The sequence below is a fragment of the Novosphingobium sp. genome, assembly GCF_040398825.1.
In the GTDB taxonomy this organism is placed as follows: domain Bacteria; phylum Pseudomonadota; class Alphaproteobacteria; order Sphingomonadales; family Sphingomonadaceae; genus Novosphingobium.
In genome coordinates this window covers 189067-205460 of record NZ_JBBATI010000001.1, presented here as the reverse complement: position 1 = coordinate 205460, position 16394 = coordinate 189067, and the positions used below count along the sequence as shown (strand labels likewise).

Genomic DNA, 16394 nt, shown 5'->3' with positions numbered 1-16394 from the left:
CTCGTTGGCGCATTTTTCCATTTTTCAGTCCTTGCCCGCGGCGCCGTCGCACGATCGGTCGTGCCGATGCCCGGCGTGCGGACCGATCGCGTGAAAGGACCATGATCATGGTCAGCCGTTGTGCATTTCGCCGCCGTTTCACTCCCATGCTCGCCAGCGGCCTGGCGCTGAGCACCGCCTTTGCCCCCGCCAGCGCGATCGCCTGTGCCTGTGGCTGCGGGATTTTCGATGTCGGGGTCGGTGCGATCACCCCGCAGGATGCCGACAGCGGCCTTTCCGTATTTGCGCGGGTCAGCACGATGGACCAGCGCGACAACCGCGCGCAGGGCCATGCCGCCAGCGCCGACGACAACCCGGACAAGCGCATCACCACCGATTTTTACACCCTGGGGGCGACCTATATGGTCAAACACCGCTGGCTGATCATGGCCGAACTGCCGGTCTATCATCGGCAGTTCACCACCACCGGCAGCGATACGAATGGCCAGGACGTGATCGAAACGGTGCCGCTGACCGCGCCGGGCGATGCACTGCTGCGCGTGACCTATACCGGATTTTCGCCGGCGATGACCACCGGGCTGGGTCTGGGCGTCAAACTGCCGACCGGGCGCGTGACCGGCCCCACCGACCGTTACGGCAACCAGCCCTATGACCGCGATACCATGCCCGGCACCGGCAGCACCGATGTGGAATTCAGCGGATACCATGTCGGTCGCCTGGCCGGTGCTGCGCGCTGGTTCGTGCAGGCGCAGGCGCGCTTTGCCGTGGCCACGCGCGATCACTATCGCCCGGGCAATGAATTCAACGGCGCGGCGGGCGTGGCCTATGACCTGGCGGCGGGCAAAACGACGCTGTCGCCCAGTCTGCAGCTGACCGCATCGACCCGTGGACGCGACAGCGGTGCCAATGCCGACCCGCTCAATTCCGGTTATCAGCGGCTGTTGCTGGCGCCCGGCCTGCGCGTGCAGGTCACGCGCAAGCTGTCGGTCTATGCCGAGCTGGCGATTCCGATCGCGCAATATGTCAATGCCGCGCGCGCGTCGGACAATGCGGATTCGTCGGGGCAGCTGGTGGCGCCCAGACTGTTGTCGGTGCAGGTCAATTACGGGTTCTGACGGTTATCAGGCCGGGACCGGAGCGGCCATTCCCTGTTTCAGGATCGCCACCAGATCATCAATGCGGATCGTGGCAAAGGTCGAAAACGCATCGCTGACGGCATAGGGCAATACGATCCGGTCCCCCACGCGCAGCGCGCCGCAGGAATAGACGACGTTGGGCACATAACCCTGGCGTTCGGAATTTTCCGGTTCCACCAGCGGTTCGCGCGCGCGGCCGATCACGCGTGACGGGTCCTGCTTGTCCAGCAGCACCGCGCCAATGGCATAATGGCGCATCGGTCCGACCCCGTGGGTAAACAGCAGCCACCCTTCGTCCAGCTCGATCGGCGAACCGCAATTGCCGATCTGCACAAATTCCCACGGGTACATCGGCGCCAGCAACAGGTCGCCCATCCCCCAGTCCAGCAGATTGTCGGAATAGATCAGCTGCAGGTTTTCGTTATCGATCCGCGCGATCATCGCATAGCGGCCAGCGATCTTGCGCGGGAACAGCGCCATGCCTTTGCTGGCCGCCGCCGCGCCCGCCAGCGGGGTCAGGCGAAAGGTGGCGAAATCGCGCGTTTCCAGCAATTCAGACCGGATGGCCACGCCATCATAGGCAGTATAAGTGGCGTACCAGGTGGTCACGCCCTGGTCGGCAAAGGCCACAAACCGTGCGTCTTCGATACCGTGGGCCTGCGCCGCGGTGATCGGAAAGATCACCCGTTCGGTAATGTCGCTGTGCGCGTCAAACGCCAGATCGATCCGGTCCCCCGCGCGGGCGGTCACCGTTGGCAGTACGGCACATTGTTCGGGCTGATCGATGGTGATGGAGCCATCGGCGGCGATCACGCCCGACCGGAATGTCAGCGATGAAATGTGCCCTTCGCCCACCGCGCGCAACGACAGGATAAAACGCAAATGGCCGGCCGCCACCCCGGTCTGATCAGGGTGGGCCACGATGCTCGGGTTGAACAGCGCGGCCGCCTCAAAGCTGTATTCGTGCAGAAAACAGGCGCCGATCACCAGACGCTGATCGGCTGAGAGCGCTTTATGGTGGGCATAGGCAGGCGCCATTTCCTGCGCCCGCCGGGCAAACATTTCGGCCAGATCGTGGTGCCGGTCGGCAAAACTGTCCAGCGTGCGGGCCAGTACAGTTGCCACATCGGCCGGCGACAGCGCCAGCACGCGGTCAACCAGACGGTTGATACGCGAATTGTCGACCGGATCGTGATCGCGCGGCCCTTCGCCCGGGCGAAACGGGCGCACCACCACACGCACCGGGTCTGCCCGCAAATTCAGCGGCTGGCGTTCAAAACACGGCGTGTCGGGCATCGTCGGTTCAGTTCAGCGTGTCGGGCTGGGGAAACAGGCGCGCGGTGGGGGTGGTGACCGGGCCGCCCCGGCTGGGTGTACCGGCCACGATCCGCCGCATGTCGGACAGCGCCAGCACCCAGGACAGCACGGATTCGGCGCCGCGGTTTTCGTTGGCACGATCGGGGTGCAGGCCATCGCGGCAGCTGCCGGTGGCCACATCGACCAGCGGAATGCCCAGATCGTTGGAACCGGTAAACCACGCCAGCGCCCGGTGCGCCTCGATCGGCCAGATCGCTGCATGGTCCACCGCCTGCGCCGCCAGACAGGCGGCAATGGTGGCGCAGGCCTCCACCGGTTGCTGATCGAAATGCGCCGGCGCCGCGCGCGATCCGTGCAGAAATCCTTCGCTGCCGACCGGGCGAAAATGGCCGCTGGGGGCGGTTTGCATCGCCACCAGCCAGTGCAGCGCGCGCAGCCCGGCATCGACCAGATGTTTCACGCCCAGGCCCGCCCCGGATACGATCAATGCCTCGCACAGCCGGGCGTTGTCATAACTCAGCCGGTCTTCGAACCACACCCAGTCATCGCTTTCATAGGTGGTCAGGCAGGTGTGCAGCCGTTCTGCCAGCATCAGCCGTACCCGCGCTGCTTCGCGGTCCTGCGGATGCGCGGGGCAATAATCGGCCAGCCCGATCAGCGCAAAGGCCCAGGCGCGCGGTGAGGTAAACCCGGCGACCTGCACCAATCCTTGCGCAAACAGCCCCTGCGCCCAGCGCGCCAGCAGCGGATCATCCTTCCACGCGGCGCACACGCCCAGCGACCACAGCGTGCGGCCATGGCTGTCCTGCGATCCGGCGGGTTCCAGCCAGCGCCGGTCAAACCCCATGAAATTGCGGAACATGCCCACATCGGGGTTCCACGCGTGCTGTACGAATGCGGCAAAGCGCGGCGCCATCGCCCTGGCCCACAGCGCATGCCCGTCACCGCCGATCTTGCAACAGGCGATCAGCGCGCGGGCATTGTCATCCACGCAATAGCCGTGCAACCGGTCGGGGATGGAATAGATGGCATGCTGAAACAGCCCGGTATCATCGCTCATGGCGATGAAATGCCCCAGTTCCAGCGCCGGCAGCACCGGCGCCGTGCGGCGGGTGGCAAAGGCCAGGCAATCGCGATAGCGCAGCGCGGTGCGCGCCCAGGTCATCGCCCGGCTGGCGCCATAGGCCTTGCGCCCCATCGCCAGCCGTGCGCGATCATCCACCAGCAGCGCGGTCACGGCGCCGGCCAGCGCAGCAGTGTCGCAAAACGGCACCAGCACGCCCGATCCATCGACCAGCAATTCCACCGCATGCCAATAGGGCGTCGCCACCACCGGCCGGCCCAGCCCGTGCGAATAGGCCAGCGTGCCCGATGTCATCTGTGTTTCGGTCAGATAGGGCGTAACATAGACATCGCACATCGCGATGTGTTCCAGCAGTTCGGGCCGATCGACAAAGCGGTTCAGAAACACCACGTGGTCATCCAGCCCCAGCGCGTGGACTTGTGCCACCAGGCTGTCGCGATAGGCTTCGCCCGCGGTGCGCAACAGTGCGGGATGTGTGGCGCCCATCACCACATAAACCGCATCGGGGGCCTCGGCCAGGATCGCCGGCATCGCCGCGATCATCGTTTCGATGCCCTTGTTGGGGCTGATCAGGCCAAAGGTCAGGATCACCTGCCGCCCGGCAAACCCCAGCGCGCGTTTGGCCGGCTGTGACGGCACCAGTGGCAGATCGGGGATGCCATGCGGGATCACCACGATCGTGTCCGGATCGGCGCCATAGGTATCGATCAGGATCGCCTGCGCCTTGCGCGCCATCACCACCACTTGCGCCGATGCGGCCAGAATGGCGTCGATCACCGCCCGTTGCGCATCGCCGGGGTGGTCGAGCACGGTGTGCAGCGTGGTCACCAGCGGCGCGTGCAGGCGGTCGATCAGGCCCAGTATATGCCGCCCGGCCGGGCCGCCGAAAATGCCGAATTCGTGCTGCAGGCATACCACGTCAAAGCCTTGCGCGTTGATGAAGTCGGCCGCGGCAATATAACTGTCTACATCGTCCTGGTCGATCGACCAGCGGACGTGCGGGCCATAGCGATAATCGGCGCCGGGGTCGGATATCGCAATGATCGCGGTCTGCGCCACATCGTCGACATGGCGCACCGCCAGTTCGAGATCGGTGGTAAACGTGGCGATGCCACAACGGCGCGGCAGGGCATTGCCGACAAAGGCAATCCGCAACCCTGGCGTGGCGCGGTCGCGCGAAGGGGTGGATGCGGGGTCGCGTGGCTCAGCCGGAATGCGGCTCATGGCGTAATCGCCTCAAACCTTTCCTTTGGTGTTGGTACGGATGGCGGCCTGCACGCCCGATTCGCCGGGGGGCAGCGCATTGATCGGCTTTGCCTTGGCGGCCTTGGGCTTGCGGATTTCGCGCGTGCTGCGCTTTTGCGATTTGGCCATGTCATGGGGCTTTCTGGGCTGTGCCAGTGGTCGGCCCCGCGGGCGGGGTCTGCCGGGGGGTTGTCCGGGAACAAGGGTGTCGTGGCGTGCCCGGAACCCGGCGGTACCCCGTGGCGCGCAAAACCCGCGCTCAGTGCGCGCGGTCCGCAACCGATACCACCGAATCGCCGCCGGCCCGCATCAATTCGCCGGTATCATGGTCCGGGCAGCAACATCGCCAGCGCCGCGACCCCCATCACCAGGCAGGCCAGCCAGCCGGTTCCGACCAGCCAGCGGCCGCACGTCAGATCGCCCATCACCGATTTTTTCGACACCAGCAGGCAGATCACCGCCAACAGCGGCACCGCCACCACGCCGTTGATCACGGCGCTCCACACCAGCGCCTTCATCGGGCTGATCGGCGAATACTGGATGGCCAGCCCGGCCAGCACGCTGATGGCGATCACGCCATAAAAGCCGCGCGCCTGGCCCACATCGCGTTCCAGCCCTTCGTTCCAGCCCATCACCTCGGCCGCGGCATAGGCGCCCGATCCGGCCAGCACCGGCACCCCGATCAGCCCGACCCCCAGCAAACCTGCCGTAAACAGCGCAAAGGCAAAATCGCCGGCCAGCGGCCGCAAGGCGCTGGCCGCCTGTGCCGCGGTGTTGATATCGGTCACGCCACGGGCGTGCAGCGTGACGGCGGTGGCCAGAATGACAAAATAGGCGGCCACGTTGGAATAGGCCATGCCCGACCAGGTATCCCAGCCCATCCGGCGCAGTTCGCGGCGGCGGATGGCGCGCCCGGCGTGGCGCAGCGGCCGTGCGTGGCTGCGCTGCATATCCTCCACCTCTTCGGATGCCTGCCAGAAAAACAGATAGGGGCTGATGGTGGTGCCAAACACCGCCACGATCAGGCTGGCAGATTGCGCATTGATGGTGAATTGCGGCCACACCGTGCGCAACGCCACCTGCCCCCACGGCACCTGCACCGTAAACAGCACCGCCGCATAGGCCAGCAGCGACAGGGTCAGCCATTTCAGCACCATGACATAGCGGTGATAGGCCACGCCGATCTGCAACCCCAGCGTTAGTGCCACAAACAGCACGGTCATCACGTGGCGGTTGATGCCGCTGACCAGTTCGCCCACCTCGCCCATGGCCGCGACATCGGCGGCAATGTTCAGCGTGTTGGCGATTAGCAGCAGCAGCACCACGCCGCGCACCACCATTGGCGGAAAGGCGGCGCGCATATTGGCGGCCAGCCCTTTGCCGGTCACCCGGCCGATCTGCGCGCACATCAGCTGCACCGCCGACATCAGCGGATAACACAGCGGCATGGTCCACAGCATGTTCAGCCCGAACTGCGCCCCGGCCTGCGAATAGGTTGCGATGCCGCTGGGGTCATCGTCGGCCACCCCGGTGATCAGCCCCGGGCCCAGCCGCGCCAGCGGATGGTTGCGCAGCCTGCGCCAAAGGCCCGTCCGCGCGACCCCTGGCGGGGTGGTGGGCGGTGGCGGATCATCATCGTGTGGCGGGCGGACGACCGTGGTCATGGGTTCGGCCATAGACGGTAACGCACTGCGCAGACAGCGTAATGTGCAGGCAACGCGAAAGCATGCCCGGCCCATGCGGGATGCGGTGTCGTGGGTAGATTCCGAATCTTTGCCGGCCCGCCGGTCCCGGTTAGTACCGATCATCAGCTTGGTGCATCGATGCATATGGCCACACTCCCTCGCTTCCCTGCGTCGTGTGGCCTGGACTGTCCTGGGCATGACCCGTTCAGGATCACGTCGCATCGCACTGTAGGCCGGCGACCGTTCGCGGTCGTCGGCTTACCTTTCGCGCTGGTGCTTTGGCGCCGTGCCCACGAACTGCTTAAACCTGGCAGCCACGATCGGCCTGCCCCGGACCATCAGCCGCCGCCCCCGTCCCCTGCGACGTGGCCGTGGCCAGCGGAGTTTTGTGCCCATGACCAGCATCCTTTCCCTGCCCGCGCCAGTGCGCACGGCCACCCTGTTGGCGCGTTGCGCGCGCGTCCTGCTGGCGGTTGCCGCGCTGGCCGGCCCCTGGGCCATCGCGCCGGCACAGGCGCGCTCTGCGGCGCAGATCACCGCGCAGGGCCGTGCCGCGCTGCGCCAGCTGGAACAGACCGAGCCACGGTCGCGCCGGTTTGCCCATGACGCCAAAGGCATCCTGGTGTTCCCGTCGATCTTCAAGGCCGGGATCGTGTTCGGGGGGGAAAGCGGCAATGGCGTGCTGTTCACCGGGGGCCGCACGGCCGGGTACTACAACTTGTCCGGCGGCACCTGGGGGCTGCAGATCGGCGCGCAGAAATTCAGTTATGTGGTGTTTTTCATGAACGATGGCTCTCTGCGCTACCTGAACAAAAGCGGCGGATTTGCCATTGGCACCGGCCCCAGCGTGGCCGTCATCAACAAAGGCGCGGGCGCAGAGGCCAACTCCACCACGCTGACCAAGGACGTTTATGCCTTTCCGTTCAACCAAAAGGGCCTGATGGCCGACCTGACGCTGCAGGGGACCAAGATTACGCGCATCCATCCGCGCTGACCGGCTGCGCCGCGGCTTGCGCCGCACGACCGGCACCGCATCAGGCATAGCGTTTTAAGGCCCACCCCCCATCGCGAGGCATTGAAGCCATGGATCTCAATCATCTTTATTTCGTGCAGCAATGCGCGTTGATGCGCGCCGCCAGGGCGGCCGACGCGCTGGCGCACAGCCGCTACCAGGCGGCCGCGGACCGGATTGCCGGCCGCATCGCGCGGTTTCAGCATGCCGCCGGCGCGGGCATTGTCAGCCAGGCAGGTGTGCGATGATCGCCTTTACGCGTGACCCCGGTCTGTCCCCCGGCAGTGCGCTGCCCGTGCTTGCCAAATCCGATGGGCGGCTGCGCCGTGGCGATCCCGTGGTGACGGACCATGGCCCACCGCCATTGTCCGGCGACCGGGCACGGGCCGCCGGCCACGGTGCGCGGCTGCGAATCGCCTTTGTCGGCAATGCGCCCCCGCGCCGGTGCGGCATCGCAACCTTTACCGATGATCTGCAACGCGCGGTCGGCGCATCGGCCGACGTCAGCGAAACCGCGATTTTTGCCATGCGCGATCCGGGCGGGGTCTATGCCTGGCCGCCGTCGGTGCGGTTTGCCATCGATCAGAATGATCCCGCCGCCTATCGCGCGGCCGCCGATGCGATCAACCGCGGCGGCTTTGACGTGGTCTGCCTGCAGCACGAATTCGGCATCTTTGGCGGGCCGGCCGGCGATTTTGTGCTGGGGCTGATCGCGGCCTTGCGGGTTCCGCTGATCACCACGCTGCATACCGTGCTGGACCAGCCCGATGCCGCGCAGCGGTCGGTGATGAACGCGATCCTGGCCGCATCGTTCCGGGTGGTTGTCATGGCGAACAAGGGCCGCGACATCCTGATCGACAGCTATGGTGCCGATCCCGATCGCGTGGTCATCATCCCCCACGGCATTCCCGACGCGCGGTTTGAAAATTCCGACCGGGCCAAGCGGAAACTGGGGCTGGCCGGCCGCAAGGTGATCCTGACGTTCGGCCTGATCGGCCCGAACAAGGGCATCGAAGCGATGATTGAGGCCATGCCGGCGATTGTCGCCGCCGCGCCCGACGCGCTGTATGTGCTGATGGGGGCGACCCACCCGCATCTGTTGCGTCACGCGGGCGAATCATATCGCGATGCGCTGATGACACGGGTGCACGAACTGGGGCTGGAACACCACGTGCTGTTCATCAACCGGTTTGTCGACCGGCCCGATCTGCTGGAACAGATTGCCGCGTGCGATATTTATGTGACGCCCTACCCTTGCGTATCGCAATTGACCTCCGGCGCGCTGGCCTATTCGCATGGGCAGGGCCGGGCGGTGGTGTCCACGCCCTATTGGCATGCGGCAGAATTGCTGGCCGATGGCAGTGGCGTGCTGGTGCCGTTTGGCGATCCGGCCGCACTGGGTCGTGCGGTCGCGACGCTGCTGGCGGATGAACCGCTGCGGCTGGCCATGGCGTACCAGGCCTATGCCGCCAGCCGTCCGACGGTCTGGGCCCAGACTGCCAGACACTATGTCGATTGCTTCCTTGGCGCCTGCCGCCAGTTCCGGATGGTCCAGTCCGGTCCCCGTGACCGGGCGATAGTGGGGCAGTTGCCCGCACGATCGCCCCGCGATTGCTATGCCTGATCGACCCGCCCGGGCGCTTGTCCGCCCTGTTCCATCCCCCAGCCAAGAGGTTTCCCATGTCTGATTCAGATACCATGCCCGCCGCCGCCATCGGCACCTTTGCCGACCACGATGCTGCCGAGGCGGCCGTAAGGGAGCTTGGCCTGGCCGGGTTCGACATCAGCCATCTGAGCGTTGTCGGCAAAGGCTATCACACCGACGAACATGTCACCGGGTTTTACAACCAGGGTGACCGGGTGCGGTTCTGGGGCGCGCGCGGTGCGTTTTGGGGTGGGTTGTGGGGGCTGTTTTTTGGCGGATTGTTCCTGACCGTGCCGGTGGTCGGCCCGGTCGTGGTGCTGGGCCATATTGGCCTGGTGGTCGTCGGCGCGCTGGAAACGGCGCTGGCAGTGGGCGGGGTCAGCGCGCTGTCGGCCGGGCTGTATGGCATGGGCATTCCGCAGAACAGTGTGCTGATGTATGAAACCGCGATCAGCGCCGACAGTTTTCTGGTGATGGCGCACGATACCCCCGATCGCATCGCGATGGCGCGGCAGATCCTGGCAACCGCCGGCGCGTCGCGCGTCGATGTCTATGACGGGCTGCACCCCGCCACCGCCAACACCGCGGTCATGGCCTGACCTGGCCGATATGAAGCCGCACTGACGTGCAGTCAAACCTCCTGCCCCGCCCCCCGCGACGAAGAGCATGAAAACGTCCGGGGGGCGTCTTTGCCTAGGAGCCGACCACCCATGATACCATCATGCTGTGGTGGTCGGGCCCCGACGAAAACATCGTTTTCGTCGCACCAGGAACGCGAGGCGGGGCGGGTGGTTTGACGTCGCGCGCAGCGCGTCAGTCATCAAGTATCGCCCAGCAGGACCTTGCGCGCCAGTTCGGGTATCGATTTGACGCCCATGCGGTGCATCACTTCGGCGCGGTGGTTTTCCACGGTGCGCTGGCTGATGCCCAGATCGGCGGCAATGTTCTTGCTGGGGTGACCGGCCAGCACCAGGTCGAGCACCTGTTTCTGCCGCTCGGTCAGATCGGCAATTCGCCGGGCCGCATCGGCATGGGCCTGGTCGACCACGCGCAAATCCTGTGACCGGGCGGTGGCGCGGGCAATTCCCAGCAGCAGGTCGTGCTGTCCCACCGGCTTTTCGATGAATTCGCTGGCGCCCGCGCGCATCGCTTCGACCGCCAGCCCGATATCGCCATCACCGGTGATCATGATCACCGGCACATGATCGCCGCGCGCGCGCAGGGTTTTCATCAGATCGATCCCGCTCATCCCCGGCAAATGCGCATCGACCAGCAGGCACGCCGCTGCCCCGGGGTGATAGGCCGCCAGAAACGACTCTGCCGTGGCGAAATCTGCCACGGTTTGCCCATGCGCCTGCAGCAGGTCGCAGATCGACGCGAGCACCAGCGGTTCATCATCGATGACAAAGGTCACCAGCCCGGCGGTGCGCGCGATGGCGGCGGCCATATCGGTCTGTTCGCGCGCGGCAGTGTCGATGGCGGCGACCGCGCCGGGCGGCGGGCAAAGTTGTTCAATCGCCAGGATTAGCGCCTGCGCCGCGACCGGTTTGCACAGTTGCAGGCCGCCGGCGCCGGTGATCGCGGCAATTGCCTCGGTCGAAATGTCCCCCGTCAGCACGATCGCGGGCAGGTCGCGCCCCAGCGTGGTGCGGATGGCGGCCAGCAGGTTTACCCCGGTCGCACCGCCCGGCAGATTGTAATCGGTCAGCAACAGATCGGGACGGATCGCACCATGCGCAATCAGCTCCGTCGCGCTGGCCGCGTCGCGCGCCGCGCTAATGGTGTGGCCATGGGTGCGCAACAATTGCACCAGCAGATCCAGCAGATCGGGATCATCCTCCACCACCACGATCGCGCTGCGATGATCGGTCTGGCTGACCAGGGCTGGCGCAGGCATGGCTGGTGCGGCTGCCGCGGCAGTGTCCGTTTCGGCGTCGGTGTGGCACGGCACGGTAATCGCAAAGGTCGATCCCTTGCCCGGCACCGATGTCACCGTAACCGCATGGCCCAGCAACCGCCCCAGCCGATGTACGATCGCCAGCCCCAGCCCCAGGCCGCGGCTGCGATCGCGTTCAGGATTTTCAACCTGATGAAACTCTTCGAAAATGGCGTGCAATTGCCCTTCGGCAATGCCGATCCCGGTGTCATAAACCTTGATGCGCAGATTGGTACCGCGATGGCGGCACGCCAGCATGATGCGGCCGGCCTGGGTGTATTTGACCGCATTGTTCAGCAGGTTGCGCAACATCTGTTCCAACAGCTGCGGATCGGTTTCGACCAGCGCGGGGCAGGGCAGAATATCCAGCGTCAGCCCGCGTTCTTGCGCCAGCGGGGTAAATTCCTGGCGCAACCGGTCCAGCATCTGCGCGATGGCAAACACCGCGCGCCGTGGATGCACCGCACCCGCCTCGATCTGGTTGATGTTCAGCAACGTGTCGAGCATGGTCGACAGGGCATGCAGCGTCTGGTCAAACCGGGCGAACAGGTTTTGCGCGCGGTCCTCGGTCACCACCAGCGCGATGCGGTCCTTCAGCAGCGTCAGCACTTGCAACGGCTGGCGCAGATCGTGGCTGGCCGCGGCCAGAAACCGCGATTTGGCGGCATTGGCGCGCTCTGACTCCAGCTTCGCATTTTCCAGCGCGACGGTTGTGCGTTTGCGTTCGGTGATGTCGGCAAAGGTGATCACCACGCCTTTGACCTGGCTGTCGTGCGCGCGATAGGGAAAGATGCGGCGGGAAAACCAGGTATCGCCCGGCGCGCGCACTTCGCATTCGATCGTCGCGCCATCGGCCAGCACCGCGCGCGCATCGGCCAGCAAACCGGGATCATCGGCAATCGGGCGCAAATCGGCCAGCGGACGACCGATGTCGCTGCCGATAACGTTGAATAGCGGTTTGATCGCCGGGGTAAAGAACCGGATTTGCAGCGCGGTATCCAGGAACATGGTGCCGACATTGGTGCTGTACAGCACGTTCTGCAAATCGTCCGACGCCAGCCGCTGGCGTTCCAGCGTTTCCTGCAACTGGCTGTTCAGCGCGGTCAGTTCCTCGTTCAGCGACTGCAATTCCTCCTTTGAGGTCAGCAATTCTTCATTGGCGGACTGGAATTCCTCATTGACCGACAGCGCCTCTTCATTGATCGCCTTTTGCTCCTGGTTGGCCAGGTCGCGTTCGTGGATAGAGGTCTGCAATTCCGTTTGTGTCTCGGCCAGTTCGCGTTCGAGTTCGGCCAGCCGCGTGGCATCGCCCGCCTGGGCCGGCCCGGGTGTGGCCGATGCCGTATCGGCATGATCGACAAAACACACCAGCAGCAGGTCTTCACCCGCTTCGATCAGGCATTCCACATCGATGCCGAACCGGATCGTCGCGCCATCCAGCTTGATCGACGCAGATCCCCCGTCGACAATCGGGTTGGCCCGGGTGGCGCGGTTGACCGCGTGGCGCAGCCGGGTACGCAGCGCGGGCGTGACCATGTCGAGCAGATTGAGCGAGGCATAGCCGGGCGCGACCTGCAAAAACCGGTTGGTCGGCCCGACCGAAAACAGCCATTCGAACTTGCGGTTGATCAGCACTGCCGCCGGGGCATGGCGGGCCAGCACCGCGCGGCTGCACAAATCGGCCAGGCTGGCCTGCCGCACCGGCGGCGCCGACCGCGGCGCACCAGCCAGCAGCGGCAGCTTGTCATCAAAACTGAACGGAAACCCGGCCTCGCCCAGCCGGCTGTGCGCGACGTGGCGGTAACAGCATTCCACGCCGGGTACGGGTTCGAACCGGCCTTCGCCCTGGCCCACCGTTTCTGCCGATCCCAGCACCAGCGTGCCACCGGCGCGCAGCGCGAAGTGGAACAGCGCGATCACTTTGGCCTGCGCAGCAGTGTTCAGATAAATCAGCAGGTTGCGGCAGGTGATCAGGTTCAGCCGGGAAAACGGCGGATCGGTCAGCACATCCTGCACCGAAAACACCACTTGCCCGCGCAGCACCGGCAGCACGCGGTACCCCATTTCTTCGGCCACAAAATGCCGCGCCAGCCGTGCAGGTGAAACCTGATCGACAATATCGGCCGGATATAGCCCTTCGCGGGCCGTGGCGATGGCATCGGGGTCGATATCCGATGCAAACACCTGCAGTTTGATATCGCGGTGGGTGGCGCGGATCGCTTCGTTGCAGATCATCGCGATCGAATAGGCCTCTTCACCGGTGCTGCATCCGGCCACCCACACGCGCAGCGCCTGTCCGGGCGGCAGCGCGGCGACCAGATCGGGCAGAATCGCGGTTTCCAGCCCTTCGAACACCTCTGGATCGCGGAAAAACCGGGTGACGTTGATCAGCAGGTCGTTGACCAGCAGCGCGCATTCGCCCGGATCGGCGCGCAGCCGGCCCAGATAGTCGCCCAGGTTGTGCAATGAAATGGCCAGCAGGCCCATCCGCCGGGCGATCCGCCGGGTAATCGTGCCCGGTTTATAGGCACGGAAATCGTGGCCGGTGGTGTCGAACAGATGATCCAGAATCGCGGCCAGCCCGGCAGCCTGATCGGGCGCAGGCAGGTCGCCGGGCGCGTCAGGCCCGGGCAGCGATGGTTGCGGGGTAAACGCGGCCAGTTCGGCCGGCAGGTCCTGCAGGGTCAGCACCTTGTCGATATGACCGGTATCGATGGCGGATTGCGGCATGCCTGAAAATTCCGCCTCTGCCGGCGATTGCGCCAGCGCACGGCCGCCGGCCAGTTTCAGCGCGACTACGCCGTCGCTGCCATCCGTGCCTGTCCCGGTCAGCACCGCCGCAATGGTTTGTGGCCCGCAGGTTTGCGCCAGCGATCGCAACAGCACGTCAAACGGCATCCGCGCGCCGCGTTTTGGATCGGGCACGGTCACCGACAGCGCGCCGGCGCGCACCGACAGATAGCTGCCCGGCGCGATCACATAGACGTGGTCAGGTTCCAGCCGGCGACCGTCGGCAACCTCTTCAACCGGCATCACGGTGTGTTCGCCCAGCAGATCGGCCATCATGCTTTTGTGCGTGGGGTCCAGATGCTGGACCACGATGAACGCCATACCGGTATTGGCGGGCATGCCCTGAAACAGTTTGGACAGCGCCTCCAAACCCCCCGCCGATGCGCCGATGGCAACAATCGGCAAGGCGCCGGTATCGGGCGCGCTGGCCACGGTCTGCGCCGGATCGGGGGTAACGTCTGCGGGCAGGGGTGCCGTCACCATGACGGGGATCGCAGGCAGCACGACGGCCACCGGGCGCGGCCAGCGGTGGTTTCGTTCGGGCGGTCGGTCATGTCATTTCCCCTTATGGTATCGCATACCATAAGATTTGACCAAACCTGTAATTGATAATCGTCAATTGAAGGAAATATTTTTTAGATTTGATGAAAAATCTTTAAAAGGTTTTTCAATATTAAACCGGCAATCATTTTCCGACGTGAATGCCCGACAAAAGATTCATCAAGCCAAAAACTTTGAAGAGCCATAAAACGACTGCGATGACGATTACGCCATTCAAAATTGACTTAATCTTTCCATCCATCGGGATATAGGTATTTATCAGCCACAGCACCACGCCGATGGCGATCAATACGGCGATTACGTTGATAAGCGTCATGGTGTCAGACTTTCCTGGCAGAAATTTGGGTGCGCCGGACCGGCGGCGCTGCGATCACAGGCGCCCGGTCAAGATCAGCACCACCACCACGATCAGCACCACGCCCAGCACGCTGATGCCGCCATTGCCATAACCATAGCCATAGCCGCCGACCCGGCCGCTAAAGCCGCCCAACAGCAGCACAATCAAAACGATCGCCAGAAGCAGTCCAAGTGACATCATGGTTTCCCGATATTAAAAGGTGAAATGGTCACGCAAAGCGCCGCCGCAACCATCAACGGCAGCGCACATCGCTGTTGCGGTCGATCGAATGGCCCACTGCGCCGCCGGCGATGGCGCCCAGCACGGTGCCCAGCATTTCCGATCCGCCCGGCGCAATCACGTTGCCCAGCACGCCACCGGCGACCGCGCCGACAATCAGCCCGGTGCTGCCGTCCGAATGCCGGCAATAATAGCGCCCGTCGTGGCCGCGGTAGATGCGTTCATCCTGCGACACCTGGCGTTCGGAATAACTGTTGCGGTCCGCGCGGTAATACCGATCGGCCTCATAGCCGCCGTAACCGGGGTCGGGGCGATTGTAATCATAGCGGTCCCAACCCGCGTGCATGCGATGATCGCCATAGGTCTGTGCGCACCCGGCCAACAGGCCCAGTGAAAGCAGAGCGGCAGCATATTTGCGCATAAGGAATTCCTGAAAAAAGTGTCTGGCCGTGCGGTTGCGCACGACCAGACACCACGGGGGGCAAATCGACCCTAGGCGCTGGCGCGGTGTGCGCCAGCTTCGGAATCTACCCGGTCGTGACCAGTTCGTTGGCCCCATCGGTGGTGCCGGATGACGACAGGCCGTCGCGCCCGTGGTCCACCGGTCAGCCCGTTCCGGCCAGCACGCCCTGCCATCACTGCGATCACGCCGATTCCTGCGCCTGCGCCGCGGACAAGACCGGCCCGGCGCGGCGGATCGATCAACCGCAGCGCCCGGCCGGCGCAATGCCCCGCCGGGTGATGCCCCGCAAATTCAGGAAATTGCTTTATAAAAAGCATGAATGGCGGCGATCCCGGTCAGCAATAGGCGCGTCGGGTTGCATAGACATAGCGCTGCTGGCGGTTGCTCCAGCGCCAATGGCGGTGGTTGCGGCAATAATAGGGGCGGCCACCATAAGTGCCCAGCACCACGCCAAACGCGAAACCCCGGCCGCGATTGTCAAACCCGCGATTGTCAAACCCGCGATGGCCAAACCCGCGATCGCCGCCACGGTCGGGGCCACGTCCTCGGTTGTGGTCAGGCCCGCGCCCGTTGTCATGTCCCCGCCCGTTGTCGCGGTGGTCCTGCCCACCGCCGGGATGGCCGTCGCCCTGCTGTTGCGCCATGGCCGGGGCAGCGGACAATCCGCCACAGGTCAGGCCCAGTGCGGCCAGCGCGATGGCCCATTTCGTAAAACGCCTGTTTGGGTATTGCACGGCACATTCCCTTTGTTTGGTGCGGGTTGCAGCGGGGGCCCCGATCGTGACCGACACCGCCGTTGCCGCCCGGCGACCTGGTGCCGCACGCATAAAATCGCGTTTCGCATGCTGGCAGCGCCGGAATCTACGCAATCCCGGCCGGGGCACAGGCACCTGGCCGCGCGGCGCGGCGGGGCGGGCGGCATGACCTGCATGGTACGGCTGTC

14 protein-coding genes are annotated in these 16394 nt (G+C 64.9%); 5 read left to right on the top strand and 9 right to left on the bottom strand.

Annotated features, from left to right (window positions below; translation table 11 throughout):
- Window positions 1-107: 107 nt before the first annotated feature.
- Window positions 108-1115, top strand: coding sequence for a hypothetical protein (locus ABWP89_RS00895; protein ID WP_353226547.1), 1008 nt, complete (start codon window positions 108-110; stop codon window positions 1113-1115).
- A 6-nt stretch (window positions 1116-1121) separates the two neighbouring features.
- On the opposite strand, the gene ABWP89_RS00890 is transcribed toward ABWP89_RS00895, so the two are convergent.
- The 4 genes from ABWP89_RS00890 to ABWP89_RS00875 all read right to left on the bottom strand — a co-directional run bounded on the left by ABWP89_RS00890 (window position 1122) and on the right by ABWP89_RS00875 (window position 6446).
- Window positions 1122-2432: a glycoside hydrolase family 130 protein gene (locus ABWP89_RS00890; protein WP_353226546.1), complete on the bottom strand. Its 1311-nt coding sequence runs from the start codon at window positions 2430-2432 to the stop codon at window positions 1122-1124.
- Window positions 2433-2439: 7 nt separating this feature from the next.
- The gene (locus ABWP89_RS00885) at window positions 2440-4761 is read right to left on the bottom strand and encodes a glycosyltransferase family 4 protein (RefSeq protein WP_353226545.1); all 2322 of its coding nucleotides are present in this window, start codon (window positions 4759-4761) and stop codon (window positions 2440-2442) included.
- A gap of 12 nt (window positions 4762-4773) precedes the next feature.
- Window positions 4774-4911 carry a hypothetical protein gene (locus tag ABWP89_RS00880; RefSeq protein WP_353226544.1) on the bottom strand — a complete coding sequence of 46 codons (138 nt, stop codon included), beginning with the start codon at window positions 4909-4911 and terminating at the stop codon, window positions 4774-4776.
- 194 nt (window positions 4912-5105) lie between these two features.
- Window positions 5106-6446, bottom strand: a complete 1341-nt coding sequence (locus ABWP89_RS00875) for an NRAMP family divalent metal transporter (RefSeq protein ID WP_353226543.1) — start codon at window positions 6444-6446, stop codon at window positions 5106-5108.
- A gap of 415 nt (window positions 6447-6861) precedes the next feature.
- Here ABWP89_RS00875 and ABWP89_RS00870 point away from each other — a divergent pair, with 415 nt between their 5' ends.
- The 4 genes from ABWP89_RS00870 to ABWP89_RS00855 all read left to right on the top strand — a co-directional run bounded on the left by ABWP89_RS00870 (window position 6862) and on the right by ABWP89_RS00855 (window position 9723).
- Window positions 6862-7461 carry a lipid-binding SYLF domain-containing protein gene (locus tag ABWP89_RS00870; protein ID WP_353226542.1) on the top strand — a complete coding sequence of 200 codons (600 nt, stop codon included), beginning with the start codon at window positions 6862-6864 and terminating at the stop codon, window positions 7459-7461.
- Window positions 7462-7550: 89 nt separating this feature from the next.
- Complete coding sequence (locus ABWP89_RS00865; RefSeq protein ID WP_353226541.1) at window positions 7551-7727, top strand: hypothetical protein; 177 nt, start codon at window positions 7551-7553, stop codon at window positions 7725-7727.
- Entirely contained in the window at window positions 7724-9103 is a 1380-nt protein-coding gene (locus ABWP89_RS00860) for a glycosyltransferase family 4 protein (RefSeq protein WP_353226540.1), read from the top strand. The genes ABWP89_RS00865 and ABWP89_RS00860 overlap by 4 nt, the downstream gene beginning before the upstream one ends.
- A 56-nt stretch (window positions 9104-9159) precedes the next feature.
- A complete protein-coding gene (locus ABWP89_RS00855) occupies window positions 9160-9723 on the top strand; it encodes a general stress protein (protein ID WP_353226539.1) in 564 nt (187 codons plus the stop codon).
- 221 nt (window positions 9724-9944) lie between these two features.
- On the opposite strand, the gene ABWP89_RS00850 is transcribed toward ABWP89_RS00855, so the two are convergent.
- From ABWP89_RS00850 to ABWP89_RS00830, 5 genes are all read right to left on the bottom strand, one after another.
- Window positions 9945-14333 carry a chemotaxis protein CheB gene (locus ABWP89_RS00850; RefSeq protein WP_353226538.1) on the bottom strand — a complete coding sequence of 1463 codons (4389 nt, stop codon included), beginning with the start codon at window positions 14331-14333 and terminating at the stop codon, window positions 9945-9947.
- A gap of 202 nt (window positions 14334-14535) precedes the next feature.
- Window positions 14536-14727 (bottom strand): Thivi_2564 family membrane protein, encoded by a 192-nt coding sequence (locus ABWP89_RS00845; protein WP_353226537.1) that lies wholly within the window; start codon window positions 14725-14727, stop codon window positions 14536-14538.
- A gap of 54 nt (window positions 14728-14781) precedes the next feature.
- Window positions 14782-14946, bottom strand: a complete 165-nt coding sequence (locus tag ABWP89_RS00840) for a DUF3309 family protein (RefSeq protein ID WP_353226536.1) — start codon at window positions 14944-14946, stop codon at window positions 14782-14784.
- A 55-nt stretch (window positions 14947-15001) separates the two neighbouring features.
- Window positions 15002-15409, bottom strand: coding sequence for a glycine zipper 2TM domain-containing protein (locus tag ABWP89_RS00835; protein WP_353226535.1), 408 nt, complete (start codon window positions 15407-15409; stop codon window positions 15002-15004).
- A gap of 377 nt (window positions 15410-15786) precedes the next feature.
- The gene (locus ABWP89_RS00830; protein WP_353226534.1) at window positions 15787-16185 is read right to left on the bottom strand and encodes a hypothetical protein; all 399 of its coding nucleotides are present in this window, start codon (window positions 16183-16185) and stop codon (window positions 15787-15789) included.
- Between the last annotated feature and the right edge of the window lie 209 nt (window positions 16186-16394).